This window comes from Pseudoalteromonas sp. MMG013, from assembly GCF_018100885.1.
In the GTDB taxonomy this organism is placed as follows: Bacteria; Pseudomonadota; Gammaproteobacteria; order Enterobacterales; family Alteromonadaceae; genus Pseudoalteromonas; species Pseudoalteromonas aurantia.
Genome location: NZ_JAGJEE010000008.1, coordinates 78,952 through 104,560, shown reverse-complemented (window position 1 = coordinate 104,560; position 25,609 = coordinate 78,952). Strand labels below are relative to the sequence as shown.

Sequence of the window (25,609 nt, the reverse complement as noted above, 5' to 3'; positions counted from 1 at the left end):
ACGCCTACTAAAACGGAAAGACCATGGGGATGAGAGTCAGAACCGTGATTGAATAAATTATCGATAAGGGGAGACCCATCGCGACATAATCTTTGATGCGGTAATTGCCCGCACTATAAACCATTAGGTTTGTTTGATAACCAAATGGAGAAATAAAACTGGCTGACGCACCAAATGCAACGGCCATGACAAAAGGTAAAGGGTTTACCCCAAACCCAGCAGCAAGCGCATAGGCGACAGGGAAGGATAAAGCGGCGGCGGCATTATTGGTGATGAGTTCAGTGAACACAACGGTCATCACAAATATGGCGATAAACGCACCATATGGCCCAAAGTCTCCCAATAGAAAAAAGAGGGCATCGGAGATTTGCGCAGCGAGGCCAGTGCCAATCATTAGCTTTGCTAAGCCGATGGCACTGCCAACAATGGCAATGAGCTCGATAGGGAAACGACGCTTGAGCTCATTAACTTTGATGGTACCCATAAATACCAGCGCGACGAGCAATACCAATAGACCCTTCACTAACGGTACAATGTCTAAAATACTGAGTCCTAAAACCGTCACGAAGCTTATGAGTACAAGATTAGATTGTTTTGGTTTTAGGTGGGTTTGTAAGTCTAATCCCGAGATATAAACAAACTCGCGTTTTAAATTTGGCAGTGCATAAAACTGGTTACCAGGGGCCAATATAAGAGAGTCACCTGCTTGCAGTTGTACCTTCCCTAAGCCGCCTTGTAAACGGTCATGTCCGCGGCGTATGGCGATAACGGCAGCGTGAAACTGCTCACGAAAGCGGACTTCTTTAACTGTTTTGCCAATGTATTTTGATGATTGGCTGACCACTACTTCTACGAGGTGCTCAACGTCTTTTTCATGTTTGTCATGGACGATTTTTAAACCATCAAATCGAGTCAGTAATGGTACTGACTTAATATCGCCTACAAACAGTAATACATCACCGCTAAGGATTTCTTGTTGGGGGGTGACAGCACAAATACGGCGCTCACCACGAATTATTTCGGCTAAGAACAGGTCTTTCAAATCACGTAATCCGTTCTCTTCTACAGTACGACCTACGAGCTTCGAATGAGCTTGTACTTTGCCTTCCAGATAAAATGGCACAACCTCTTGATCGGATTTACCGTTGTCAGGTAAATACTTCAGCATAACCATAATTGTTAATAAACCAACAAATAATGCGCCTAAACCAACAAGCGTAAAATCAAAAAATCCGAGGGGCTGCATGCCTGCATCAACGGCAAAACCATTCACAATAAGGTTGGTTGAAGTACCTATGAGTGTTAACGTTCCCCCTAGAATTGCGGTATATGACAGTGGCAATAACAGCTTTGAAGGGGAGTGAGTTGGGCTGTCTTTGATTGCAGAAATCAACGAGGCAACCACGGCGGTATTGTTCGTAAATGATGATAAAAAGGCGGTAGATAAGCCGAGCTTCATCACTGATTTTGATAAACTGCCTTTCGCCAATGATTGCGCGAGCTTTTGTACTAAGGTGGTTTTTTCAATTGCAACGGATACCAGAATTAACAAAAGAAGCGTGATTAAAGATGGATTAGCATAATTAACGAGCATACTCTCAAGGTCGATTAATCCCGTTAAGTAGCTGGTGCCGATGGCACCAACAAATAACCACGCAGGCTTTAGGCGAGTGCCAAATAGGCACCCTACTAAAGTCAGCATTATACCTGTTAAAATGATTTTCTCGTACATCCTAGAGTGCTCCTAATAACAGGTATATTGACATTACTTTAACTTTGAAATGTCTAGGGCTTGCCAATGTGGGAAGTGCTTACGTACCAACCCATTAAACTCGATCTCAAATTCACTGTATTGTGATTGATTTGCTGCTTGTTCACTCAGTAGTGTTTCTATCATACCAGCACCTACCGTTAAGTTAGACAATCGATCGATAAGGATAAATGCGCCTGTTTCACGATTATTACGATAGCTATCAGCGACAAGACTTTCTGTTAACTCAAGTGTAACAACCGCTATTTCATTGAGTTGTAGGCTATCGGCTGCGCCGTGCTCTAATGTATTAACGTCGATGGTGTAATCAATCTTCTTAACAATAGCAGCAGTATTTTTACTACCCAGCTTAAAGTTATAGCTTTTGCCTAACACCAATGGTGCTTCATGCATCCACACAAGCTTAGCCTGAACTTGGTTGGTTGCTATCGCAGTTGCGTCAGCGGCAACGATGACATCGCCACGGCTAACATCGACTTCGTCATTAAGTGTGATGGTAAATGCTTGGCCAGCTTCTGCATTATCTAGATTGCCATCAAATGTAACAAGTTCTTTAATTGTAGATTTTTTACCTGACGGTAATACCTTTATCGCTTGTCCAGCTTTTAATGTACCTGAAGTAAGAGTACCTTGAAAGCCACGGAAATCTAAATTTGGGCGTACCACGTATTGTACCGGGAAGCGGGCTTCAAATTCATTGTTAGCCGCTGCAGCTGGTGAGTCTTCTAATAACTCTAGCAATGGTTTATCAGTATAATATGGCGTATGCTCAGAGCGTGTTACAACGTTATCACCTTTAAGTGCTGACATTGGTACAAATTTGATATCTGTGACATTTAGTTGTTCCGAAAATTTTAAATATTGTGCTTTAATGCGTTCGAAGACGGCTTCATCAAAGTCACAAATATCCATCTTATTAATAGCGACAACAAATTGCTTTATACCTAAAGAGTCACAAATGAAGCTATGACGTTTAGTTTGTATTTGCACACCATAGCGGGCATCTACCAAGATAATAGCCAAGTCGCTGGTTGACGCGCCTGTTACCATATTTCGGGTATATTGTTCGTGCCCTGGTGTGTCAGCGATGATAAATTTACGTTTGGTTGTTGAAAAGTAACGATATGCAACGTCGATTGTGATCCCTTGCTCACGTTCAGCTTGGAGGCCATCAACCAGCAAAGCTAAGTCAAGATCTTCACCAGCATTTCCGACTTTTTCGTTATCTTTATGCAGAGCAGCTAACTGATCTTCATAAATTTGGTGGCTATCATGCAGTAGCCGGCCAATCAGGGTCGACTTACCATCATCAACGCTGCCACAGGTCATCATACGTAATAAACTTTTGTCTTGCTGGCGTGCTAGATAAGCGTCAATGCCTAGCTCTTTTACTTCATTTGCAGTCGTCATTTAGAAATACCCCTCACGTTTTTTCTTCTCCATTGACCCTGACGAGTCATGATCAATCACGCGGCCTTCTCGCTCAGATGATGTAGATAGCAGCATTTCTTCGATAATTTCAGTTAAAGTGCTTGCCGTTGATTCGACCGCACCTGTGAGTGGGTAGCAGCCTAGAGTCCGAAATCGAACCGATTTCATTTCAGGCACTTCGCCTTCCTCGAGCGGCATACGTTCATCATCTACCATGATTAATGTACCGTCACGCTCTACGACAGGGCGTTTTTTTGCAAGATATAATGGCACCATATCAATGTTTTCTTGATAGATATATTGCCAAATATCTAGTTCAGTCCAGTTAGACAATGGAAAAACACGGATACTTTCACCAGGGTTTACTTGGCTGTTGTATGTATTCCAAAGTTCAGGACGTTGATTTTTTGGGTCCCAGCGATGGTGTTTGTCACGGAATGAATAAACGCGCTCTTTAGCACGCGATTTTTCTTCGTCACGACGAGCACCACCAAAAGCGGCGTCAAATCCATATTTATCTAACGCTTGTTTTAAACCTTGGGTTTTCATGACGTCGGTGTGCTTCGCTGAGCCATGAGTAAATGGGCCCATGCCCATTTCGATCCCTTCTGGGTTTTTGTGGATTAATAAATCAAAGCCATACTCTTTAGCCAAACGATCGCGAAATTCAATCATCTCTCGGAATTTCCAATTCGTATCCACGTGTAATAAAGGGAACGGAATTTTAGCTGGATAAAACGCTTTACGCGCTAAATGCAAAAGCACCGAAGAGTCTTTACCGATAGAGTAAAGCATCACTGGGTTCTCAAACTCAGCGGCGACTTCGCGAATAATCTTTATACTCTCAGCTTCAAGTTGCTGAAGATGTGTTAAAGCCATTGTCGTCGTCCTACTTAAAAATAAAAAATCGTTATAAAAAGTAATTTATGCTACTTCTGTTAATGGCTGTGCATAACTACTCGTTTGAGCCGTGCTACCAAACCAAGCTAATTGTTCATGTAATGCTGCAACTTCCCCTATAATGAGTAGTGCAGGTGATACAATTTTATGGTGCTCAATTTGCTCAGCTAATTGACTCAATTGAGTCCGTACCACACGTTGCTCTTTTCGTGTTCCATTTTCAACAATCGCGACAGGTGTATCGCCACCGCGACCGTATTTTATTAATTGCGCTTGTATATGTGGCGATTTTAGTACGCCCATATAGATTGCTAGGGTTTGATTTGCCTTAGCCAGAGATGGCCAATCTAGTTCTTGACCATCTTTCTTACAGTGACCAGTAACAAATTGAATTGCTTGAGCATGATCTCTATGCGTCAGAGGTATACCTGCATAGGCGCTACATCCAGCTGCTGCAGTTATTCCTGGTACAATTTGGTACCTTACATTATGTTGTGCAAGTACTTGAACTTCTTCGCCACCTCGTCCATATATAAAAGGGTCTCCCCCCTTTATTCTACAGACTTTCTTACCTTGTTGTGCCAAATTGACCAATATTTGATTGGTGTCTTCTTGTTTCACACTGTGACTGCCGAGTCGCTTTCCAACACAAATCAAATCTGCATCACGGCGCACGAGATCCATAATCTCGTCAGAAACTAAATAGTCATAGACGACGACGTCTGCTTGTTGCATAAGCTGCAAGGCTTTTAAAGTAAGCAATTCAGGGTCACCAGGTCCAGCCCCGACAACATATACCTCACCTTCAGGTTCTGCTTTAGCATCGAGCATATCGTGCAATTGCGCGCTCGCGCCTTGCGTATCACCTACTTGCACTTTGCTAACAACACTTGAGTCGAACACACCTTCCCAGAATTGTCGTCTATCGGCGAAGTGTTTAAAGCGGGCTTTTACATTGTCTCTAAAACTACCGACTAATGTTGCTAATGGACCTATATGCTGTGGAATAAGCGTTTCTAGCTTTTCACGCAGACGTCTTGCTAAGACGGGGGCGGTACCCGCACTAGAAATAGCAATGGTGATTGGGTCTCTATCGACAATTGACGGGAAAATAAAGCTACATTTTGGTTGATCATCAACTACATTGACAAAAATATTGCGTCTATTAGCTAATTCGAAGACGGTGTTATTCACAGATTCGTTATCAGTTGCAGCAATGACGAGCATTTTTCCATCTAAATGAGATTCTTCAAAGTAAGCAGTGATTAAGTAGACTTCATTTTTGCTAGCGTGCTCTAATAATTCATCGCAAAACTCAGGCGCTACAAGTGTCACCTTTGCTCGGGCTTTTAAAAAAGCTCGGCATTTTCTTAGTGCAACGTCACCACCACCGACGACGAGCACCGGTTTATTATCAAGCTTGGTAAATATAGGTAAGTATTGCACGTTAGTAACCTCTTTCTTAATACGAATGCTTAAGCCCACATGATGGTTGTTGGTAGCGAGCAGATGAGCAGAATATAGCGGGACTAGCATAAGAAAAAAGAATTTAAACTAAATTGTTATAACTAAAAGTTATATAAAGGGTGTGATTTTGACCTAAGGCTTAAGTTACAAGGGATTACCCGCATTTACGGTTTCTCATTTAAGGCTTAGAGTGTTTGGTTATGAGTTATGCTGAGGGTACGTTTGTGATTGCGCCTTAAAGTTTGCCATATTAAGGACAAATGTCCTGTAGCAATAAAGCAAGATGCATTTAACTGAGCAGAGACACAATTGATGAATGGATATAACGTATGACACGACACTCGTCTGCTTTGCTGGCGCTTAGTTTAATGGATCTAACGTCGTTAAATGAGGGTGACTCAGAAAGTAGTATCTCAGACTTTATAAATAGTATTGATGTACAATATACGTTACCTGCTGCCATTTGTATTTATCCAGAATTTATTAAACATGCCCGTGCGACTTTAGAGTTGCAAAACTTGCAGCAAATTAAGATAGCAACAGTAACCAACTTTCCAAGTGGGGAAGATTCATTAGAGTCTGTTTTACACGCTACTGAACAGGCGTTGCAAGATGGCGCTTCTGAAATTGATTTAGTGCTACCGTATAAACAGCTTATCGCTGGGGACCCTGATACACCATGGGAGTATGTGCATTCAAGTAAGCAATTATGTGTGGGTAAAGCAACCTTAAAAGTGATTATTGAAAGCGGTCAGCTGGCTGATGCTGAGCTTATTGCTCAAGCGAGTGAAATTGCTATTTTAGCTGGAGCCGACTTTGTGAAAACCAGTACTGGAAAAGTACCAGTAAACGCAACACTTGAAGCTGCTGAAGTTATATTAAACACAATAAAAAGAATGGGCCGTGATGTGGGCTTTAAAGCCGCCGGTGGCGTAAAATCCGTACAAGATGCACAAGCATACTTATGCCTCGTAGAAAAAACTATGGGTACGGAATGGATTTGTAGTGAGCATTTTCGTTTTGGCGCATCCAGTTTACTGAAAGATGTTTATCATGTGTTGAAAATGGAGTGACGGTCTCGTATTGAGGTTTGTTTGTGGGAAAAATGCTCGGATAGCGTATTTTTACACAATGATTTTTGCTTTTGCATATCTTTTACTCTTGTTTTCAATTTGTTCGTCAGTATAATGGGCGTCCACTTTGCAGGGGCGTAGTTCCAATTGGTAGAACAGCGGTCTCCAAAACCGATGGTTGCGGGTTCGAGTCCTGCCGCCCCTGCCATTCATATTGATGAGTCCAAATCTAAAATAAGGTGTTGGTTTCTTACACATTAGCGCTTATTTATACATTTGGATTTAATGGATTAACCCTGTCTTGGTGCAGGGTTGTTGTGTCTGTATTTAAGGTAAATTATTATGAGCACTAATGTTGAAACGCCGTCAAGCTCGATGGACATGGTTAAATGGCTAGTTGCAATTTCGTTGTTGACTGGCGCAGTGGTATTTAATTACCTCTACGCTGATATGTCAGTATTGATACGTGCAGTTGGCGTTGTGGTCGCAGTTGCAGTGGCATTAGGTATCGCTGCTACAACGGGAAAAGGGAGCATCTTCATTGCGTTTGCAAAAGAAGCTCGCATTGAAGTTCGTAAGGTTGTTTGGCCAACGCGTCAAGAAACGACTCACACAACATTTATTGTTATGATTGCGACTGTAATAATGGCGTTAATCCTTTGGGGTTTAGACGGCCTGTTATTCCGAGTTGTTGGCTTTTTAACTGGATTGGAGATCTGATCCCATGTCGGATGAGAACAAAGAAAAGAAATTACGTTGGTACGTAATTCAAGCGTTTTCAGGATATGAAAAACGTGTAGCTCAAACCATTAATGAGCATATTAAAATCGAAGGCTTGGAAGATAGTTTCGGTGAAGTGTTAGTACCAACGGAAGAAGTTGTAGAAATGCGTGCAGGTCAAAAGCGCAAATCTGAGCGCAAATTCTTCCCAGGTTATGTGCTAGTTGAAATGGACATGAATGATGCTAGCTGGCACTTGGTGAATAGTACGCCTCGTGTAATGGGTTTTATTGGTGGTACATCTGATCGCCCTGCACCTATTAGCAAAAAAGAAGCTGATCGTATTCTTAATCGTTTACAAGAAAATGCAGAAGCGCCTAAGCCGGCTACGTTGTTTGAAGTGGGTGAAGTGGTTCGTGTTACTGATGGTCCATTTGCTGATTTCAGCGGTGTTGTTGAAGAAGTAGATTATGAAAAGAGCCGCGTAAAAGTATCGGTTCTGATCTTTGGCCGTTCAACGCCGGTGGATCTAGATTTTGGTCAAGTAGAGAAAGATAAGTAATTTTTCTTTTACTGACTTGAAAAAGGCCGTTGGTTAACTTATAATCAGCGGCCTTTTTGTATTCGCTCCTTTACTATTTTGTAAGTGTAAGTGGCAAAAAGTTTTTTATTAATTTGGGAAGCCGTTTGAGTACGCGTCCTCGCGCGCACAAGGCTAAGACCCACCTAATGAGGTATTATCATGGCTAAAAAAGTTGAAGCTCTAATCAAGCTACAAGTTGCTGCTGGTATGGCTAATCCAAGTCCTCCAGTAGGTCCTGCACTAGGTCAACACGGTGTTAACATCATGGAATTCTGTAAAGCGTTCAACGCACGTACAGAGTCTATTGAGAAAGGCGCACCAGTTCCTGTTGTAATCTCAGTTTACAATGATCGTTCTTTCACGTTCGACATGAAAACTCCACCAGCTTCTTATTTGCTTAAGAAAGCGGCTGGCATCAAGTCTGGTTCAGGCCGTCCTAACACTGAAAAAGTGGGTACAGTTACACGTGCTCAACTTGAAGAGATTGTTGAGACTAAACGTCCTGACCTTACAGCTGCCGATTTAGACGCAGCGGTTCGCACTATCGCAGGTTCTGCGCGTGCGATGGGCTTGGATGTAGAGGGATAATATAATGGCTAAACTTACTAAACGTATGCGTACTATCCGCGAAAAAGTGGAAGTATCTAAAGATTACGAAATCAACGAAGCAGTTGCGCTTCTAAAAGAGCTAGCGACAGCTAAGTTCGTTGAAAGTGTTGACGTTGCAGTTAATCTTGGTATCGATGCACGTAAATCTGACCAAAACGTTCGTGGTGCTACGGTACTACCACACGGTACTGGTCGTGAAGTGCGCGTTGCTGTATTCACTCAGGGTGCAAACGCTGATGCTGCTAAAGAAGCTGGTGCTGATTTAGTGGGCATGGAAGAACTTGCTGAGCAAGTTAAAAAAGGCGAAATGAACTTTGACGTTGTTGTTGCTTCTCCAGATGCAATGCGCGTTGTTGGTCAACTAGGTCAAATCCTAGGTCCACGTGGTCTTATGCCTAACCCTAAAACTGGTACTGTTACGCCTAACGTTGCAGAAGCAGTTAAAAATGCTAAAGCTGGTCAGGTTCGCTACCGTAACGATAAGAACGGCATCATCCACACTACTATCGGTAAAGTGGATTTCACAGCTGTTCAGTTACAAGAAAACCTTGAGTCTTTACTTGTAGCGCTTAAGAAGGCTAAGCCTTCACAAGCAAAAGGTGCTTACCTTAAGAAGGTAACTATCTCTACAACTATGGGCGCAGGTGTTGCTCTAGATCAAGCTACTCTAAATACTGTAGTATAAGTTTTTAGAAAATAGCATTTACATGGCGTAAAATTTGTACTATAATTTCGCGCCATTTTGTTGAGAAATTTACTTGTAAATTGACCAACAATGTAAAGAATTCGGGTTGAAGCATATAATTTCGTTAAGCTTTAATAGCAAGACGATAAATTGTGCTTCCGTCCAAGACCGTAGGAGGCTTTCGGGTCTTAATATTATTCCTACGTAGACGGTGTGAATCCCAGCTAGATTTTTCCTAATCTTCTGGCTCTCGCCGTAAAAAGCATCTCTGTCGCATTAGCGACAGGGTAGAGTAGAACTGAAAAACATTACGTTTTTCAATAAACCAGGAGTAACACCCATGGCTTTAAATCTTCAAGACAAAAAGGCAATTGTTGCTGAAGTCAACGAAGCTGCCAAAGGTGCTCTATCAGCAGTTGTTGCTGATTCTCGTGGTGTAACAGTAGGTGCAATCACTGCTCTTCGTAAAGAAGCTCGTGAAGCTGGTGTATGGATGAAAGTAGTCCGTAACACGCTAGCTAAACGTGCTGTTGAAGGCACTGATTACGAATGCCTAAACGAATCACTAGTTGGTCCAAGCCTTATCGCTTTCTCTTCAGAGCACCCAGGTGCTGCTGCGCGTATCTTTGCTGATTTCGCGAAAAAGAACGAAGAATTTGAGCTTAAGACTGCTGCATTCGAAGGTAAAGTTGTAGACGTAGATATGCTTGCTAAGCTACCTACATACGACGAAGCTGTTGCACGCTTAATGAGCGCTATGAAAGAAGCGTCTGCTGGCAAATTGTGTAAAACAATTGAAGCAGTACGTGTACAGAAAGCTGAGCAAGCTGCTTAATTTAAGGCCGCTCCTTTCGTAAATAAATTTTTTTGAACCACATGGGTTCGTAAATAATTAGGAAATTTGAAATGTCTGTAACTAAAGACCAAATCCTTGACGCAATTGCTGAAATGTCAGTAATGGACGTTGTTGAACTAGTAGAAGCAATGGAAGAGAAGTTCGGTGTAACTGCAGCAGCTGCTGTTGTTGCTGGTCCTGCTGCTGAAGCTGCTGAAGAGAAAACTGAATTTGACGTTATTCTTAAAGCTGCTGGCGCTAACAAAGTTGCTTCTATCAAAGCAGTACGTGGCGCAACTGGTCTAGGCCTTAAAGAAGCTAAAGCACTTGTTGAAGCTGCTCCAACTCCAGTGAAAGAAGCTGTTTCTAAAGAAGAAGCTGAAGCACTTAAAACTGATCTTGAAGCAGCTGGTGCTGAAGTTGAGATCAAGTAATCTAGCTTTTGCTAGGTTCGCTGTCTGAGAAATCAGGCAAGGGCTGGTGATTTTTTAATCACCGGCCCTTTTGCGCTATAGCGTGAGTATTCGTTTAGCGCAAAACCTCTATGTTTTTTCATTATTTTCAATGACTTATATTTTTGTTAATGAAGTTAAAATGTAGAGTGACAATTAGATGTTGTTATCCTGGCTTAGATGCCAGTTAAGTCTGTTCATACAAGAACAGGTTGGGTCAAAGATCAGCAAGCTGAGGAACCCCATGGCTTACTCTTATTCTGAAAAGAAACGTATCCGTAAGGATTTTGGTAAACGTCCACAAGTTTTGGACATACCTTTCTTACTGTCTACGCAGTTAGAATCGTTCAAAAAGTTCTTGAATCCGGACGCCGATGGTGATCATGGTTTGGAAGCAGCATTTCGTTCTGTTTTTCCAATCAAAAGCTACTCGGGAAATTCTGAGCTTCAATACGTAAGTTATCGTATTGGTGAGCCAGTATTCGATGTAAAAGAATGTCAAATTCGCGGTGTGACTTTTTCTGCTCCACTTCGCGTAAAACTTCGTCTTGTGCTAATGGATAAAGAAGCGCCAGGCACAGTAAAAGACATTAAAGAGCAAGAAGTATATATGGGCGAAATCCCGCTCATGACAGACACTGGTACGTTTGTTATAAATGGTACTGAGCGTGTAATCGTTTCTCAGCTACACCGTTCACCTGGTGTATTCTTTGATAACGACCGTGGTAAGTCTCATTCGTCTGGCAAAGTGCTTTATAATGCACGTGTTATTCCTTACCGTGGTTCATGGTTAGACTTCGAATTCGACGTAAAAGATAATCTTTATGTTCGTATTGACCGTCGCCGTAAATTACCTGCATCAATCATCTTACGTGCGCTTGAGTACACGACCGAAGAAATTCTAGGAATGTTCTTCGAGACGACTGCATTTGAAGTGTCTAACGGTAAAGTATTAATGGAGCTAGTACCATCACGTCTTCGTGGTGAAACAGCGGCTTTTGATATTAAAGATGATGAAGGCGAAGTGTTGGTTGAATCTGGCCGTCGTGTTACAGCGCGCCACATCAAAACACTTGAAAAGAAAGAAATCAAACACCTTGAAGTACCACATGAGTACATCATAGGTCGTGTTGTTGCTAAAAACTACGTTGATACATCAACAGGCGAAGTAATTGTTGAGGCAAATGCTGAGTTATCTCTTGAGTTGATGGCAGAGCTTGTAAAAGCCGGCCACACTAAGATCGATACCCTGTACATCAATGATGTAGACAGCGGTGCTTACATTTCTGATACTGTGCGCATTGACTCTACTAGCAACCGCCTAGAAGCATTGGTAGAAATCTACCGTATGATGCGTCCAGGTGAGCCGCCAACGAAAGATGCTGCTGAAGCATTATTCGATAATCTATTCTTCTCTGAAGAGCGTTATGACTTATCGACTGTTGGTCGTATGAAGTTTAACAGCCGTGTAGGTTACGATACAGATACAGGCCCTGGTACATTAAACAAAACTGATATTGTTTCTGTGATGAAGGTATTAATCGACATCAGAAATGGTAAAGGTGAAGTAGATGATATCGACCACCTTGGTAACCGTCGTATTCGCTCTGTTGGCGAAATGGCTGAAAACCAATTCCGTGTTGGTCTTGTGCGTGTTGAGCGTGCTGTACGTGAACGCCTAAGTCTTGGTGACCTTGATGCAATTATGCCTCAAGATCTTATTAATGCTAAGCCTATTTCTGCAGCAGTTAAAGAGTTCTTCGGTTCTTCACAGCTTTCTCAGTTTATGGACCAAAACAACCCGCTTTCAGAAGTAACGCACAAGCGTCGTATTTCTGCATTAGGTCCGGGTGGTTTGACACGTGAACGTGCTGGCTTCGAAGTGCGAGATGTACACGTAACGCACTATGGTCGTGTTTGTCCAATCGAAACGCCGGAAGGCCCGAACATCGGTCTAATCAATTCATTGTCAACGTATGCACGTACAAATGATTACGGTTTCTTAGAAACACCATACCGTAAAGTTGTCGATAGCGTTGTAACCGATGAAGTTGATTACCTTTCTGCTATTGAGGAAGGTCAGTTTGTAATCGCACAGGCGAACTCAAACTTAGACGAAAATAACGAATTTATTGATGAGCAGATCCCGTGTCGTCACAAAGGTGAATCAACCTTTATGGGTCGTGCTGACATTCAATATATGGACGTATCTCCACAGCAGGTTATCTCTGTGGCAGCTGCGCTTATCCCGTTCCTTGAACACGATGATGCTAACCGTGCATTGATGGGTTCAAACATGCAACGTCAAGCAGTACCGACGTTAAAAGCAGATAAGCCGTTAGTAGGTACAGGTATTGAACTTACACTTGCGAAAGATTCAGGTGTAACCATTGTTGCAAAACGTGGCGGTGTAGTGAAATACGCTGATGCAAGCCGTATCGTTGTAAACGTTAATGAAGGTGAGCGTGTACCTGGTGAAGCCGGTATCGACATTTATAACTTAACGAAATACACACGTTCAAACCAAAATACCTGTATTAACCAAAAGCCAACTTGTATGGTTGGTGAGCCGGTTGTACGTGGTGATGTACTTGCAGATGGTCCATCAACCGATTTAGGTGATTTAGCACTCGGTCAAAACCTACGTGTGGCATTCATGCCTTGGAATGGTTACAACTTCGAAGACTCGATTTTATTATCTGAGCGCGTTGTTGAAGAAGATCGTCTAACGACTATTCACATTCAAGAGCTGCAGTGTATTGCCCGTGATACTAAGTTAGGTCCAGAGGAAATCACAGCTGATATTCCAAACGTTGGTGAATCTGCGTTAGGTAAGCTTGATGAATCAGGTGTTGTGTATATCGGTGCTGAAGTAAAAGGCGGCGATATTTTAGTTGGTAAAGTAACCCCTAAAGGCGAAACACAACTGACACCTGAAGAGAAGCTACTGCGTGCGATCTTCGGTGAGAAAGCGTCTGATGTAAAAGATAGCTCTTTGCGTGTTCCAAACTCTGTTACTGGTACTGTAATCGATGTACAAGTATTCACTCGAGATGGCGTTGAAAAAGATAAACGTGCACTTGAAGTGGAAGATATGCAGCTTCGTGAAGCGAAAAAAGACTTCAACGAAGAATTTAAGATTCTGGAAGGTGGTGTACTAAATCGTGCACGTAACCTACTTGTTCAAGCAGGCTTTAGTGAAGACAACATTGCAGAGCTAAGCACTGAGAGATTGCTAACGCAAAGTCTTGCTGATGAAGGTCAACAATCTGAACTTGAGCAGTTAGCTGCACAGTACGATGAGCTTAAAGCAGAGTACGACAAAAAGTTTGAGAACAAGCGTCGCAAGATCACCCAAGGTGATGACTTAGCGCCGGGCGTACTTAAGATTGTTAAGGTTTACCTTGCCGTTAAACGTCGTATCCAGCCTGGTGATAAAATGGCTGGTCGTCACGGTAACAAAGGTGTTATCTCGACTATCGTACCTGTTGAAGACATGCCTTATGATGACAAAGGCCGTACTGTAGATATCGTGTTGAACCCGCTAGGTGTACCATCACGGATGAACATCGGTCAGATCCTTGAAACACATATGGGTCTTGCTGCTCGTGGTATTGGTGAGCGCATCGAAGAAATGATGAAAGAGCAACGTGAACTTCACGAATTGCGCGAATTCATCAAAAAAGCATACGAAGTCGGTGATTGTCGTCAGAAAGTAGATATTGCTAGCTTCTCTGATGATGAAGTCCAACGCTTAGCTGTAAACCTTAAAGGTGGTTTACCAATTGCAACACCTGCATTTGATGGTGCAAAAGAAAGCGAAATCAAAGAGCTACTTGAGCTAGGTGGATACCCATCAAGCGGTCAGGTTACGCTTTATGATGGTCGTACTGGTGATGCATTTGAACGTCAAGTAACCGTAGGTTACATGTACATGTTAAAACTTAACCACTTGGTTGATGACAAGATGCACGCACGTTCAACAGGTTCTTACAGCTTAGTAACTCAGCAGCCACTAGGTGGTAAAGCTCAGTTCGGTGGACAGCGATTCGGTGAGATGGAGGTATGGGCATTAGAAGCATACGGTGCTGCCTATACACTTCAGGAAATGTTGACAGTTAAGTCGGATGACGTAAACGGTCGTACTAAGATGTATAAAAACATCGTTGACGGTAACCATAAAATGGAACCGGGTATGCCAGAGTCATTCAACGTATTGCTCAAAGAGATCCGCTCACTCGGTATCAACATCGAGTTGGAAGAACACTAATCCGATTGCCGCATCATTAAGGTGCGGCAGTGACTCTTAATTGAGTGACCGGATTAAAAGAATGTAGGGGTGAGCAATGCTTGCCCTCAAGATTAACCTCCGACAGGAGAGCTAAGGTGAAAGACTTACTTAAGTTTCTGAAGCAACAAAATAAGACCGAAGAGTTCGATGCGATTCGAATTGGTCTTGCTTCACCAGACATGGTTCGTTCATGGTCTTACGGCGAAGTAAAGAAACCTGAGACAATCAACTACCGTACTTTCAAGCCTGAGCGTGATGGCTTATTCTGTGCCCGTATTTTCGGCCCAGTGAAAGATTATGAGTGTTTATGTGGTAAATATAAGCGCTTAAAACACCGTGGTGTGATCTGTGAAAAATGTGGCGTTGAAGTAACGCTAACTAAAGTACGCCGTGACCGTATGGGTCACATTGAACTAGCGAGCCCAGTAGCGCATATTTGGTTCCTTAAATCACTTCCGTCTCGTATTGGCTTAATGCTAGATATGACGTTACGTGATATCGAACGTGTACTTTATTTCGAATCATTCGTGGTAACTGAGCCTGGTATGACAACGCTTGAACGTAGTCAGCTATTAGGTGAAGAAGAATACCTAGATGCATTAGAAGAGCACGGTGATGAGTTCGAAGCTAAGATGGGTGCTGAAGCAGTACTAGACTTACTTCGTGAACTTGATCTTGGTCAGTTAATCGCAGAAATGCGTGAAGAGTTACCAACAATTAACTCTGAGACTAAGCGTAAGAAAATCACTAAGCGTCTTAAGCTTATGGAATCTTTCCACCAATCAGGTAACAACCCTGAGTGGATGATCATGAGTGTACTTCCGGTTCTTCCACCAGATCTTCGTCCTCTAGTACCACTAGATGGCGGTCGTTTTGCGACGTCTGATCTGAATGATTTATACCGTCGTGTTATTAACCGTAATAACCGTTTGAAGCGTCTATTAGACTTAGCGGCACCAGATATTATCGTACGTAACGAAAAGCGTATGTTGCAAGAAGCGGTTGATGCGCTCCTTGATAATGGTCGTCGTGGTCGTGCAATTACCGGTTCTAACAAGCGTCCACTTAAGTCGCTTGCTGATATGATCAAAGGTAAGCAGGGTCGTTTCCGTCAAAACTTACTAGGTAAGCGTGTAGATTACTCTGGTCGTTCTGTAATCACAGTAGGTCCTACGCTTAAACTTCACCAGTGTGGTCTTCCTAAGAAGATGGCATTAGAGCTATTCAAGCCATTTATCTACGGTAAACTTGAGCGTCGCGGCATGGCTACGACTATCAAAGCTGCGAAGAAGATGGTTGAGCGTGAAGTTCCTGAGGTTTGGGACGTACTTGATGAAGTGATCCGTGAACACCCGGTATTACTTAACCGTGCACCAACACTTCACCGTCTTGGTATTCAGGCATTTGAGCCGGTACTGATCGAAGGTAAAGCAATCCATTTACATCCATTAGTATGTGCGGCCTATAACGCCGACTTCGATGGTGACCAAATGGCGGTACACGTACCGTTGACAATCGAAGCTCAAATTGAAGCGCGTGCGCTGATGATGTCTACAAACAACATCTTATCTCCAGCGAACGGCGAACCAATCATCGTACCTTCACAGGACGTTGTATTGGGTCTTTACTATATGACGCGTGATCGCATCAATGGTAAAGGTGAAGGCATTGTCTTTAAAGATCAGAAAGAAGCTGAAAAAGCATACCGTACAGGTACTGCTGAACTTCATGCTCGTGTAAAAGTACGTATTACTGAAACACGCATAGATGAAGAAACTGGTGAGCGTTCTGAAGTAACAGAAATCATTGATACGACGGTTGGTCGTGCAATACTTTCTTTGGTATTACCTGAAGGCTTACCGTTTGAGCTTATCAACAAAGCATTAGGTAAAAAGCAGATTTCAAATCTTCTAAACGAGTGTTATCGCCGTTTAGGTCTAAAAGATACTGTAATCTTTGCTGACCAAGTAATGTATACCGGTTTCCATTACGCGATGAAATCTGGTGTTTCTATCGGTATTAATGACTTGGTTATTCCACCAGTTAAAGCCGAAATCATTGACAATGCAGAAGCAGAAGTGAATGAAATCAACCAACAGTTCCAATCAGGTCTTGTAACTGCGGGTGAGAAATACAACAAAGTAATCGATATCTGGTCACGTGTTAACGAAAACTTATCACGTGAAATGATGGCGAACTTGTCAAAAGACACCGTTATCAATGCCAAAGGCGAAGAAGAAGAGCAACCGTCATTTAACTCCGTGTTTATGATGGCAGACTCTGGTGCTCGTGGTAGTGCCGCTCAGATCCGTCAGCTAGCAGGTATGCGTGGTCTGATGGCACGTCCAGATGGTTCAATCATCGAAACACCAATCACGGCTAACTTCCGTGAAGGTCTAAACGTACTACAGTACTTCATCTCAACGCACGGTGCGCGTAAAGGTCTAGCCGATACGGCACTTAAGACAGCGAACTCGGGTTACCTAACTCGTCGTCTAGTAGATGTTGCACAAGATTTGGTTATCAATGATGATGACTGTGGCACATTAGACGGTCTAACAATGAAACCGCTTATCGAAGGTGGTGATGTTGTTGAACCACTACGCGAACGTGTATTAGGTCGTGTAGTTGCAGAAGATGTTGTTATACCAGGTACGAATGACGTGTTGGTTGAGCGTAATATTATGCTTGATGAGAAACTGTGTGACCTTCTAGAAGAGCACTCAGTTGATGAAGTACGCGTACGTTCAGTTATCACATGTGATAACGACTTTGGTGTATGTGCTAAGTGTTATGGTCGTGACCTTGCACGTGGACACATCATTAATGCAGGTGAATCTGTGGGTGTTATCGCTGCTCAATCAATCGGTGAGCCGGGTACACAGCTTACGATGCGTACATTCCACATCGGTGGTGCGGCATCAAGAGCATCTGCGGAAAACAGCGTACAAGTTAAAAATAACGGTAGCATGAAGCTACACAATGCTAAGTATGTACTTAATACTGATGGCAAAATCGTTATTACTTCACGTTCAACAGAAATAACAGTTATCGATGAACATGGTCGTGAGAAAGAGCGTTATAAAGTACCTTACGGTGCGGTATTAACAATCCAAGACGGTGCAGACGTTCAAGGTAATGATGTTGTTGCAACATGGGACCCGCATAGTCACCCAATCATTCTTGAGCATGAATCAAAAGTGTCTTTCTCAGACATTGATGATAGCAACACAGAAGCGCAAACAGATGACCTTACCGGTTTAACACGGGTTGTTGTTAAGGACCTTTCTAAAGTAAATGCGAAAGAGCCTAAACTAATCGTTGAAAGTAAGAAGCGTGGACTACAAGAGATACGCTTACCATCGTTCACGACAATTGAAATTTCTGATGGTGCAACAGCTGCACCGGGTCAAGCGCTTGCGCGTATCCCACAAGAAGGTTCAAAAACTCGAGATATCACCGGTGGTCTACCGCGCGTTGCGGACTTATTTGAAGCTCGTAAGCCTAAGGAGCCAGCAATTCTTGCTGAGATCACAGGTACAATTAGCTTCGGTAAAGAGACTAAAGGTAAGAAACGTCTAGTTATTACACCAGATGAAGGTGATCATTACGAAGAAATGATCCCGAAATGGCGTCAGCTTAACGTGTTTGAAGGGGAATCAGTGTCTAAAGGTGAAGTCATCGCCGATGGTCCTGAATCTCCACATGATATCTTGCGCCTACGTGGTGTAACGGATGTATCTAATTACATCGTAAACGAAGTACAAGAAGTATATCGTTTACAGGGTGTAAAGATTAACGATAAGCACATCGAAACAATCATCCGCCAGATGCTACGTAAATGTATCATCCTGCACGGTGGTGACACTGAGTTCTTAGCTGGTGAACAAGTTGAAGTGGCTCGAGTAAATATCTCGAACCGTGAACTTGAAAAGCAAGGTAAGATCCCTGCCAAGTTTGAAATACAACTTATGGGTATTACTAAAGCATCACTTGCCACTGAATCATTTATTTCAGCAGCATCGTTCCAGGAAACAACGCGAGTTCTGACTGAAGCCGCAGTAAATGGTAAGAGTGATGAACTTCGTGGTCTGAAAGAAAACGTAATCGTGGGTCGTTTGATCCCAGCGGGTACCGGTTTCTCTTATCACCAAGAACGTATGGCTCGTCGTAAGCAAGCTGAACAGCCTGTAGAGGAGCAAACAGTAAGCGCTGAAGAGGCAACTCAAGCACTAACTGATGCACTTAACGCTGACTTATTAGGCGGTAATGACTAAACGCATTATCAGCTAGGTAGTAAATACCATCAGCTTTAAAAGCCGCCGCAAGGCGGCTTTTTTGTGCATGATGTTCATATGACAGCTAAAGTGTCTGGTGTGCGTTTAGAGTGTGTTATCGATACGTTTATGGATAGATATTGTGAAGGTAAGAAAAAGAGAGGTTGGTTTTTATAAACCCAATTGGCTTTTTTATATGCAAACGTATCGCTGTCATCTTAAGTGTATTAATCTGGTATCAATTCACGAATAGTACTTCCCAACAAGCGGACTAATTTAGGCTGGGATGGTTTTAAACGTTTCATATCTCAAATTACTAAAATGTGTTTTTTACGAGTGAATTTGACAAAAAAAGTATAAAAAAGGGCGAGTTTTCCCTTTTCTTATCATTCTTATTGCTTCAACAGATGCTTTTTGTTGACAGTTCAAACTTTGCTCATTAAAATTCGGCCACCCATTTATTCGTTCAAAGCTTAGAATGAAAAATAGGGTCAGATTTTTTTATTTTTTTCAGCAGTAATTTTAACTAATCAGGAGCTATTTAATGGCAACTATTAACCAGCTAGTGCGTAAGCCACGTCGTAGCAAAGTTACTAAAAGTAACTCAGCCGCGCTTAAAGCTTGTCCGCAAAAGCGTGGTGTATGTACTCGCGTATATACAACTACACCTAAGAAACCAAACTCAGCATTACGTAAAGTAGCGCGTGTACGTTTAACTAACGGTTTCGAAGTTACATCATACATCGGTGGTGAAGGTCACAACCTTCAAGAGCACAGTGTAATCCTAATCCGTGGTGGTCGTGTTAAAGATTTACCAGGTGTGCGTTTCCACACAGTACGTGGTGCACTTGACTGTGCAGGCGTAAACGACCGTAGACAGGCTCGTTCTAAATACGGTGCAAAACGCCCTAAGGGCTAATGGTTCTCCGTTAGTAAGGCCAAGCACTTAAGTTTTAATTTTTAAATAATTTGTTTTGGGGAATCGTTTTAAATAACGAACCTGAAGATACCGGAGATATAAAATGCCTAGAAGACGCGTAATAGGTCAACGTAAAATTCTTCCAGATCCTAAGTTCGGATCGGAGCTTCTTGCTAAATTCGTTAACGTAGTAATGTTAGACGGCAAGAAATCTACTGCTGAAAAAATCGTATACGGTGCGTTAAACGTGGCTGCTGAGAAATCAGGTAAGTCGCACCTAGAAATCTTTGAGTCTGCACTTGAAAATGTACGTCCAACGGTAGAGGTTAAATCTCGCCGTGTTGGTGGTTCTACATACCAAGTACCAGTTGAAGTACGTCCAGTTCGTCGTAACGCATTAGGTATGCGTTGGTTAGTTGACGCTGCACGTAAGCGTGGCGAGAAGTCTATGGGCCTTCGTTTGGCTCAAGAAATCGTTGACGCTGCTGATAACAAAGGCACTGCGGTTAAGAAACGTGAAGACGTTCACCGTATGGCTGAAGCGAACAAAGCATTCGCTCATTACCGTTGGTAATCTGCTAAGACCCTTTAAGAGGATAATATGGCACGTACAACTCCTATTGAGCGCTACCGCAACATCGGTATTTGTGCTCACGTAGATGCAGGGAAAACCACCACAACAGAACGAGTTCTGTTCTACACAGGTCTGTCTCATAAGATCGGTGAAGTTCATGATGGTGCTGCAACTATGGACTGGATGGAGCAAGAGCAGGAGCGTGGTATTACCATTACTTCTGCTGCGACCACGTGTTTCTGGAAAGGCATGGAAAGTCAATTTGACGACCATCGTATCAATATTATTGATACTCCAGGGCACGTAGACTTCACCATTGAAGTAGAGCGTTCTTTACGCGTACTTGATGGTGCGGTTGTGGTGTTATGTGCTTCATCAGGTGTGCAGCCACAGACAGAAACTGTTTGGCGTCAGGCGAACAAATACGAAGTACCTCGCATGGTCTTCGTAAATAAAATGGATCGCACTGGTGCTGACTTTTTAGCTGTCGTGGAGCAGGTTGAAACGCGCCTTGGCGCGACACCTGTGCCTATTCAGTTACCAATTGGTGCTGAAGACGAATTTAAAGGTGTTATTGATCTCATCAAAATGAAAGCCATAAACTGGAATCAAGAAGACCAGGGTATGACGTTTACGTATGAGGAGATCCCAGCAGATCTTCAGGATTTAGCCGAAGAATGGCGTGCTCACATGGTTGAGAGCGCAGCTGAGGCAACTGAAGAGCTAATGGACAAATATCTAGAAGACGGTGAGTTGACTGAAGAAGAGATTAAATCTGCACTTCGTCAACGTACATTGGCCAGTGAAATTGTGCCGATGACATGTGGTAGTGCGTTCAAGAACAAAGGTGTACAAGCTGTGCTTGATGCGGTTGTTGAATTCATGCCATCACCTACAGAGGTTAAAGAAATTCAAGGTGTGTTGGAAGATGAATCTGAAGACACCCGTGCCGCAGATGATAATGCGCCGTTCTCGGCGTTGGCATTTAAAATTGCCACTGACCCATTTGTTGGTACTTTAACCTTTTTCCGTGTTTACTCTGGTACTATTAAACAGGGTGACGCGGTTTACAACCCAATTAAAGGCAAAAAAGAGCGTTTGGGCCGTATCGTCCAAATGCACGCGAATTCTCGTGAAGAGATCAAAGAAGTACGCGCTGGTGACATCGCGGCAGCTATTGGTCTTAAAGATGTCACCACAGGTGACACAATATGTTCACAAGAAGCTGTTATTACTTTAGAGCGCATGGAATTTCCTGAGCCAGTAATTTCAGTCGCGGTTGAGCCAAGAACGGTGGCTGACCAAGACAAAATGGGTCTGGCGCTAAGTAAATTAGCCGCAGAAGATCCATCGTTTCGTGTTGAAACGAACGAAGAATCAGGGCAAACGATCATCTCTGGTATGGGTGAACTTCACCTTGATATCATTGTTGAACGTATGAAACGTGAATTCAACGTACAGTGTAACGTTGGTAAGCCTCAGGTGGCATACAGAGAGACAATTTGTAGCTCGGTAGAAGCTGAAGGTAAATTCGTACGTCAATCTGGTGGTCGCGGTCAATATGGTCACGTTAAGCTCAAGCTTGAACCAATGGATATCTCAGATGATGAGGCACCAACTTACGAATTCGTCAACGAAATCGTAGGTGGCTCAGTTCCAAAAGAGTATATTCCGGCGGTTGATAAAGGCATTCAAGAACAGATGCGTCAAGGTGTCCTTGCCGGTTATCCGTTATTGGGTGTTAAAGCGACATTATTTGATGGCTCATTTCATGATGTAGACTCAAACGAAATGGCGTTTAAAATTGCCGGGTCAATAGGTTTTAAAAATGGGGCGCTTGAAGCGAATCCTGTTATTATGGAACCTGTGATGAAGGTTGAGGTTATCACCCCTGATACTAACATGGGTGATGTAGTAGGTGACTTAAATCGTCGTCGTGGCATAATTGAAGGCATGGAAGAAGCATTTGGTGGCTTAAAGCAGGTTAATGCACAAGTCCCGCTTTCTGAAATGTTTGGTTATGCGACCGATCTTCGCTCCGCTACACAAGGCCGTGCTTCATACTCAATGGAATTTTCCAAGTATGCTGAAGCCGGAAAAAATGTAGCAGAAACAATAATTGCAGCTCGCGCTGTTAAGTAATTTTAGTTCGGTCCGGTCTCTAAGGGCTGGACTTTAATTTCTTTATAGGAATTTTTAAGATGGCAAAAGAAAAGTTTGAACGCGTAAAACCGCACGTAAACGTTGGTACAATCGGCCACGTTGACCACGGTAAAACAACCCTAACTGCAGCAATCACTAACGTACTTGCAAAAGTATACGGTGGTGAAGCAAAAGACTTCGCAGCAATCGATAACGCTCCAGAAGAGCGTGAGCGTGGTATCACAATCTCAACGTCTCACGTTGAGTACGATACACCGACTCGTCACTACGCACACGTAGATTGTCCAGGACACGCGGATTATGTTAAAAACATGATCACAGGTGCTGCACAAATGGACGGCGCAATCCTAGTAGTTGCTGCAACTGACGGCCCTATGCCACAAACACGTGAGCACATCCTACTTTCTCGTCAGGTTGGCGTACCTTACATCATCGTATTCATGAACAAATGTGACATGGTTGATGACGAAGAGCTACTTGAGCTAGTAGAGATGGAAGTTCGTGAACTTCTTTCTGAGTATGACTTCCCAGGTGATGACTTACCACTAATCGCAGGTTCAGCGCTTAAGGCGTTAGAAGGCGAGAAAGAGTGGGAAGACAAGATTGTAGAGCTTGCAGAAGCACTAGATTCTTACATTCCAGAGCCAGAGCGTGACATCGATAAGCCATTCATCATGCCTATCGAAGACGTATTCTCAATCCAGGGTCGTGGTACAGTAGTAACTGGCCGTGTTGAAGCTGGTATTGTAAACGTGAACGACGAAGTTGAAATCGTAGGTATGAAAGAAACTACGAAGACAACTTGTACGGGTGTAGAGATGTTCCGTAAGCTTCTAGACGAAGGTCGTGCGGGTGAGAACATTGGTGCACTTCTACGTGGTACTAAGCGTGAAGACGTTGAGCGTGGTCAAGTACTAGCGAAGCCTGGTTCAATCACTCCACACACGAAGTTCACTTCAGAAGTATACGTACTTTCGAAAGATGAAGGTGGTCGTCATACTCCATTCTTCAAAGGTTACCGTCCACAGTTCTACTTCCGTACAACTGACGTAACAGGTAACGTTGAGTTACCAGAAGGCGTAGAAATGGTAATGCCAGGTGATAACATCAAGATGACTGTAGACCTAATCGTACCAATCGCGATGGACGAAGGTTTACGCTTCGCTATCCGTGAAGGTGGTCGTACAGTTGGTGCAGGTGTTGTTGCAACTATCGTTGAGTAATATCGACCATAGTTAATGCATAAGCATTCATAAGAAACCCAAGCTTAGGCTTGGGTTTTTTTATGCTTGCGATTTCAACCTTCGTAGATAATTGATTGTGCTCTCAATCACCTCAGGGAGTGATACACTTGATTTCCGCGTACAGATCAGGCTTATATGGTCTAGGCTCTGTAGGTAGCCTTTCAAAGCGCTGAATCCCCTTTCTGAGTGTCAGTTGTGGAACTAACTCTTTACATAACTGTCTACTATGTCTAAGTAAAAACACACTTTGTTGGGTAAATGCCTGATAGCTGTCCGCGAGGATCCTGATGGCAAACCGTCTCTCGCTGTATTGTACTAGTCTATAGTGCACCTTATGGTCGAAGTCATATAGCTTTTGCACTTCACCTAACTTAGCTGGAGTGTGGTGGCACCCTGCTAGAAAAAGTAGCACGGCAATACTGGTACATTTTAATTGGGGTGATACATTGAGCGCAAACATGAATTTCCTTAAAAATATTGCTACTTTTAAGAATAACATATTGGAGAGTCCGGATTGTTTAAACAAATAAAAAAACTATTAAAGGAATTATCTGAGCAGCCAAGAGAAAAAAATACGATTGATTTTAATACTGCGCTGGCTGCGTTATTGATTGAGGTAATGCGTGCTGACGGCAAGGTACTTGAAATAGAATTAATTAAAGTCACTGAAGTGCTTGTGGAACGCTGTGAGCTCGATGATAAACAGGTAAATGCGCTGATCACGTTAGCACAGCAACTCGTTGAGCAGGCGATAGATCTCTATGCCTTCGTTAAACAAATTAATAATAATACATCGGATATCGAGCGTATTGAAATTGTGCAACTACTGTGGTTTGTTGCATATGCAGATAATGATATTGACCGTTATGAAGACCATATTATTCGTAAAATTGCAGGGCTATTATATGTCAGTCATGCAGATTTTATCGCGGCCAAATTGGCCGCTCAATGAATACTACGCGATCAAAATTAGGGTTAAAAAGTAGGCTAGTGCGCTAATTCTGACTTACATGATTGCACCACTTCTTTGAGCATAAAGTTAACTAATGTTGGACTGATCTGATACATTTTAGCGATGTCTTTTTGCTTCATTTTTCCACTTCTATAAAAACTCACCACATTTTGGTGCCTTGTAGATAATTTATTGATTGTTTTATTTACTTGCTGTGACACTTGGCGTTGTAAGTAGCGCTTTTCAATATTTGAATTATCGTCATTGAACTGTTCAGTTTGCACACATTCAATATCAACCCATGCTTCCCGTGTTTGTTTTCGCAACATATCAATCGCGATATTTCTTGCTACTTGGTATGCATAGCTTGTCGCATTTTTTACTTGGTAGTTTTGATTCTCAGACATACCAGATAACCGAATAAATGTATCTTGAAGGGCATCTTCCGCAAGATAAGGGCAGCGTAAAATATTACTTAAGTAAGCAAGCAACTTAGCTTGATTTTGTGCAATAACCTGAGACCACTTATTTGCGAACTGCGACACGAAATACTCCTTATTGTACTCAATATTATAACAATAGTGAAAATGCAAATGATTATCAGTTGTGTATTATTTATAAATTTCACTCTTTGTCAATGGTCATAGTAGACAAAGTTACATT

General features: G+C 42.7%; 20 protein-coding genes and 1 tRNA gene. 15 read left to right on the top strand and 6 right to left on the bottom strand.

Going from position 1 to position 25,609, the window contains the following annotated elements; all coding sequences use genetic code 11:
* Nucleotides 1–7: 7 nt before the first annotated feature.
* The 4 genes from J8L98_RS10415 to cysG are packed head-to-tail and all read right to left on the bottom strand — an operon-like array spanning nt 8 to nt 5,548.
* Nucleotides 8–1,732, bottom strand: coding sequence for an SLC13 family permease (locus J8L98_RS10415; protein ID WP_210996345.1), 1,725 nt, complete (start codon nt 1,730–1,732; stop codon nt 8–10).
* Nucleotides 1,733–1,765: 33 nt separating this feature from the next.
* Nucleotides 1,766–3,181: a sulfate adenylyltransferase subunit CysN gene (gene cysN / locus J8L98_RS10410; RefSeq protein ID WP_210996344.1), complete on the bottom strand. Its 1,416-nt coding sequence runs from the start codon at nt 3,179–3,181 to the stop codon at nt 1,766–1,768.
* Nucleotides 3,182–4,081: a sulfate adenylyltransferase subunit CysD gene (gene cysD / locus J8L98_RS10405; RefSeq protein WP_192509043.1), complete on the bottom strand. Its 900-nt coding sequence runs from the start codon at nt 4,079–4,081 to the stop codon at nt 3,182–3,184.
* Nucleotides 4,082–4,126: 45 nt separating this feature from the next.
* Nucleotides 4,127–5,548: a siroheme synthase CysG gene (gene cysG / locus J8L98_RS10400; RefSeq protein ID WP_210996343.1), complete on the bottom strand. Its 1,422-nt coding sequence runs from the start codon at nt 5,546–5,548 to the stop codon at nt 4,127–4,129.
* A gap of 350 nt (nt 5,549–5,898) precedes the next feature.
* Here cysG and deoC point away from each other — a divergent pair, with 350 nt between their 5' ends.
* The 14 genes from deoC (at nt 5,899) to tuf (ending at nt 23,973) form a co-directional block, all read left to right on the top strand.
* Nucleotides 5,899–6,642 carry a deoxyribose-phosphate aldolase gene (gene deoC, locus J8L98_RS10395; RefSeq protein ID WP_210996342.1) on the top strand — a complete coding sequence of 248 codons (744 nt, stop codon included), beginning with the start codon at nt 5,899–5,901 and terminating at the stop codon, nt 6,640–6,642.
* Nucleotides 6,643–6,773: 131 nt separating this feature from the next.
* Nucleotides 6,774–6,850, top strand: a tRNA-Trp gene (locus tag J8L98_RS10390).
* 134 nt (nt 6,851–6,984) lie between these two features.
* On the top strand, nt 6,985–7,362 hold the full coding sequence (gene secE, locus J8L98_RS10385) for a preprotein translocase subunit SecE (RefSeq protein WP_192509040.1): 378 nt from the start codon (nt 6,985–6,987) through the stop codon (nt 7,360–7,362).
* 4 nt (nt 7,363–7,366) lie between these two features.
* Entirely contained in the window at nt 7,367–7,924 is a 558-nt protein-coding gene (gene nusG / locus J8L98_RS10380) for a transcription termination/antitermination protein NusG (RefSeq protein WP_192509039.1), read from the top strand.
* Nucleotides 7,925–8,104: 180 nt separating this feature from the next.
* Nucleotides 8,105–8,533, top strand: a complete 429-nt coding sequence (rplK, locus tag J8L98_RS10375) for a 50S ribosomal protein L11 (protein WP_010367640.1) — start codon at nt 8,105–8,107, stop codon at nt 8,531–8,533.
* A 4-nt stretch (nt 8,534–8,537) separates the two neighbouring features.
* Nucleotides 8,538–9,239: a 50S ribosomal protein L1 gene (gene rplA / locus J8L98_RS10370; RefSeq protein ID WP_192509038.1), complete on the top strand. Its 702-nt coding sequence runs from the start codon at nt 8,538–8,540 to the stop codon at nt 9,237–9,239.
* A gap of 340 nt (nt 9,240–9,579) precedes the next feature.
* Nucleotides 9,580–10,074: a 50S ribosomal protein L10 gene (rplJ, locus tag J8L98_RS10365; protein WP_010367644.1), complete on the top strand. Its 495-nt coding sequence runs from the start codon at nt 9,580–9,582 to the stop codon at nt 10,072–10,074.
* Between the two features lie 71 nt (nt 10,075–10,145).
* Nucleotides 10,146–10,508, top strand: a complete 363-nt coding sequence (gene rplL, locus J8L98_RS10360) for a 50S ribosomal protein L7/L12 (RefSeq protein ID WP_119860665.1) — start codon at nt 10,146–10,148, stop codon at nt 10,506–10,508.
* Nucleotides 10,509–10,770: 262 nt separating this feature from the next.
* Nucleotides 10,771–14,796, top strand: a complete 4,026-nt coding sequence (gene rpoB, locus J8L98_RS10355; protein ID WP_210996341.1) for a DNA-directed RNA polymerase subunit beta — start codon at nt 10,771–10,773, stop codon at nt 14,794–14,796.
* Between the two features lie 116 nt (nt 14,797–14,912).
* Nucleotides 14,913–19,094, top strand: a complete 4,182-nt coding sequence (gene rpoC / locus J8L98_RS10350; RefSeq protein WP_192509036.1) for a DNA-directed RNA polymerase subunit beta' — start codon at nt 14,913–14,915, stop codon at nt 19,092–19,094.
* A 544-nt stretch (nt 19,095–19,638) separates the two neighbouring features.
* A complete protein-coding gene (rpsL, locus tag J8L98_RS10345) occupies nt 19,639–20,013 on the top strand; it encodes a 30S ribosomal protein S12 (RefSeq protein ID WP_010367657.1) in 375 nt (124 codons plus the stop codon).
* A 103-nt stretch (nt 20,014–20,116) separates the two neighbouring features.
* Nucleotides 20,117–20,587, top strand: coding sequence for a 30S ribosomal protein S7 (gene rpsG / locus J8L98_RS10340; protein ID WP_010367661.1), 471 nt, complete (start codon nt 20,117–20,119; stop codon nt 20,585–20,587).
* Between the two features lie 27 nt (nt 20,588–20,614).
* Nucleotides 20,615–22,729, top strand: coding sequence for an elongation factor G (gene fusA / locus J8L98_RS10335; RefSeq protein ID WP_210996340.1), 2,115 nt, complete (start codon nt 20,615–20,617; stop codon nt 22,727–22,729).
* A 59-nt stretch (nt 22,730–22,788) separates the two neighbouring features.
* Nucleotides 22,789–23,973, top strand: coding sequence for an elongation factor Tu (gene tuf / locus J8L98_RS10330; RefSeq protein ID WP_192509034.1), 1,185 nt, complete (start codon nt 22,789–22,791; stop codon nt 23,971–23,973).
* Nucleotides 23,974–24,085: 112 nt separating this feature from the next.
* On the opposite strand, the gene J8L98_RS10325 is transcribed toward tuf, so the two are convergent.
* Complete coding sequence (locus J8L98_RS10325; RefSeq protein ID WP_210996339.1) at nt 24,086–24,454, bottom strand: hypothetical protein; 369 nt, start codon at nt 24,452–24,454, stop codon at nt 24,086–24,088.
* 54 nt (nt 24,455–24,508) lie between these two features.
* On the opposite strand from J8L98_RS10325, the gene J8L98_RS10320 reads away from it, so the two are divergent.
* The gene (locus tag J8L98_RS10320; protein WP_192509032.1) at nt 24,509–24,946 is read left to right on the top strand and encodes a TerB family tellurite resistance protein; all 438 of its coding nucleotides are present in this window, start codon (nt 24,509–24,511) and stop codon (nt 24,944–24,946) included.
* A 35-nt stretch (nt 24,947–24,981) separates the two neighbouring features.
* Here J8L98_RS10320 and J8L98_RS10315 read toward each other — a convergent pair whose 3' ends face one another.
* On the bottom strand, nt 24,982–25,491 hold the full coding sequence (locus J8L98_RS10315) for a sigma-70 family RNA polymerase sigma factor (protein ID WP_192509031.1): 510 nt from the start codon (nt 25,489–25,491) through the stop codon (nt 24,982–24,984).
* Between the last annotated feature and the right edge of the window lie 118 nt (nt 25,492–25,609).

What these genes read in the sequence shown, in the direction of transcription:
- J8L98_RS10415 (WP_210996345.1), bottom strand. Translation starts at nt 1,732, where the DNA reads ATGTACGAGAAAATCATTTTAACAGGTATAATGCTGACTTTAGTAGGG.
- cysN (WP_210996344.1), bottom strand. Translation starts at nt 3,181, where the DNA reads ATGACGACTGCAAATGAAGTAAAAGAGCTAGGCATTGACGCTTATCTA.
- cysD (WP_192509043.1), bottom strand. Translation starts at nt 4,081, where the DNA reads ATGGCTTTAACACATCTTCAGCAACTTGAAGCTGAGAGTATAAAGATT.
- deoC (WP_210996342.1), top strand. Translation starts at nt 5,899, where the DNA reads ATGACACGACACTCGTCTGCTTTGCTGGCGCTTAGTTTAATGGATCTA.
- secE (WP_192509040.1), top strand. Translation starts at nt 6,985, where the DNA reads ATGAGCACTAATGTTGAAACGCCGTCAAGCTCGATGGACATGGTTAAA.
- nusG (WP_192509039.1), top strand. Translation starts at nt 7,367, where the DNA reads ATGTCGGATGAGAACAAAGAAAAGAAATTACGTTGGTACGTAATTCAA.
- rplK (WP_010367640.1), top strand. Translation starts at nt 8,105, where the DNA reads ATGGCTAAAAAAGTTGAAGCTCTAATCAAGCTACAAGTTGCTGCTGGT.
- rplA (WP_192509038.1), top strand. Translation starts at nt 8,538, where the DNA reads ATGGCTAAACTTACTAAACGTATGCGTACTATCCGCGAAAAAGTGGAA.
- rplJ (WP_010367644.1), top strand. Translation starts at nt 9,580, where the DNA reads ATGGCTTTAAATCTTCAAGACAAAAAGGCAATTGTTGCTGAAGTCAAC.
- rplL (WP_119860665.1), top strand. Translation starts at nt 10,146, where the DNA reads ATGTCTGTAACTAAAGACCAAATCCTTGACGCAATTGCTGAAATGTCA.
- rpoB (WP_210996341.1), top strand. Translation starts at nt 10,771, where the DNA reads ATGGCTTACTCTTATTCTGAAAAGAAACGTATCCGTAAGGATTTTGGT.
- rpsL (WP_010367657.1), top strand. Translation starts at nt 19,639, where the DNA reads ATGGCAACTATTAACCAGCTAGTGCGTAAGCCACGTCGTAGCAAAGTT.
- rpsG (WP_010367661.1), top strand. Translation starts at nt 20,117, where the DNA reads ATGCCTAGAAGACGCGTAATAGGTCAACGTAAAATTCTTCCAGATCCT.
- fusA (WP_210996340.1), top strand. Translation starts at nt 20,615, where the DNA reads ATGGCACGTACAACTCCTATTGAGCGCTACCGCAACATCGGTATTTGT.
- tuf (WP_192509034.1), top strand. Translation starts at nt 22,789, where the DNA reads ATGGCAAAAGAAAAGTTTGAACGCGTAAAACCGCACGTAAACGTTGGT.
- J8L98_RS10325 (WP_210996339.1), bottom strand. Translation starts at nt 24,454, where the DNA reads ATGTTTGCGCTCAATGTATCACCCCAATTAAAATGTACCAGTATTGCC.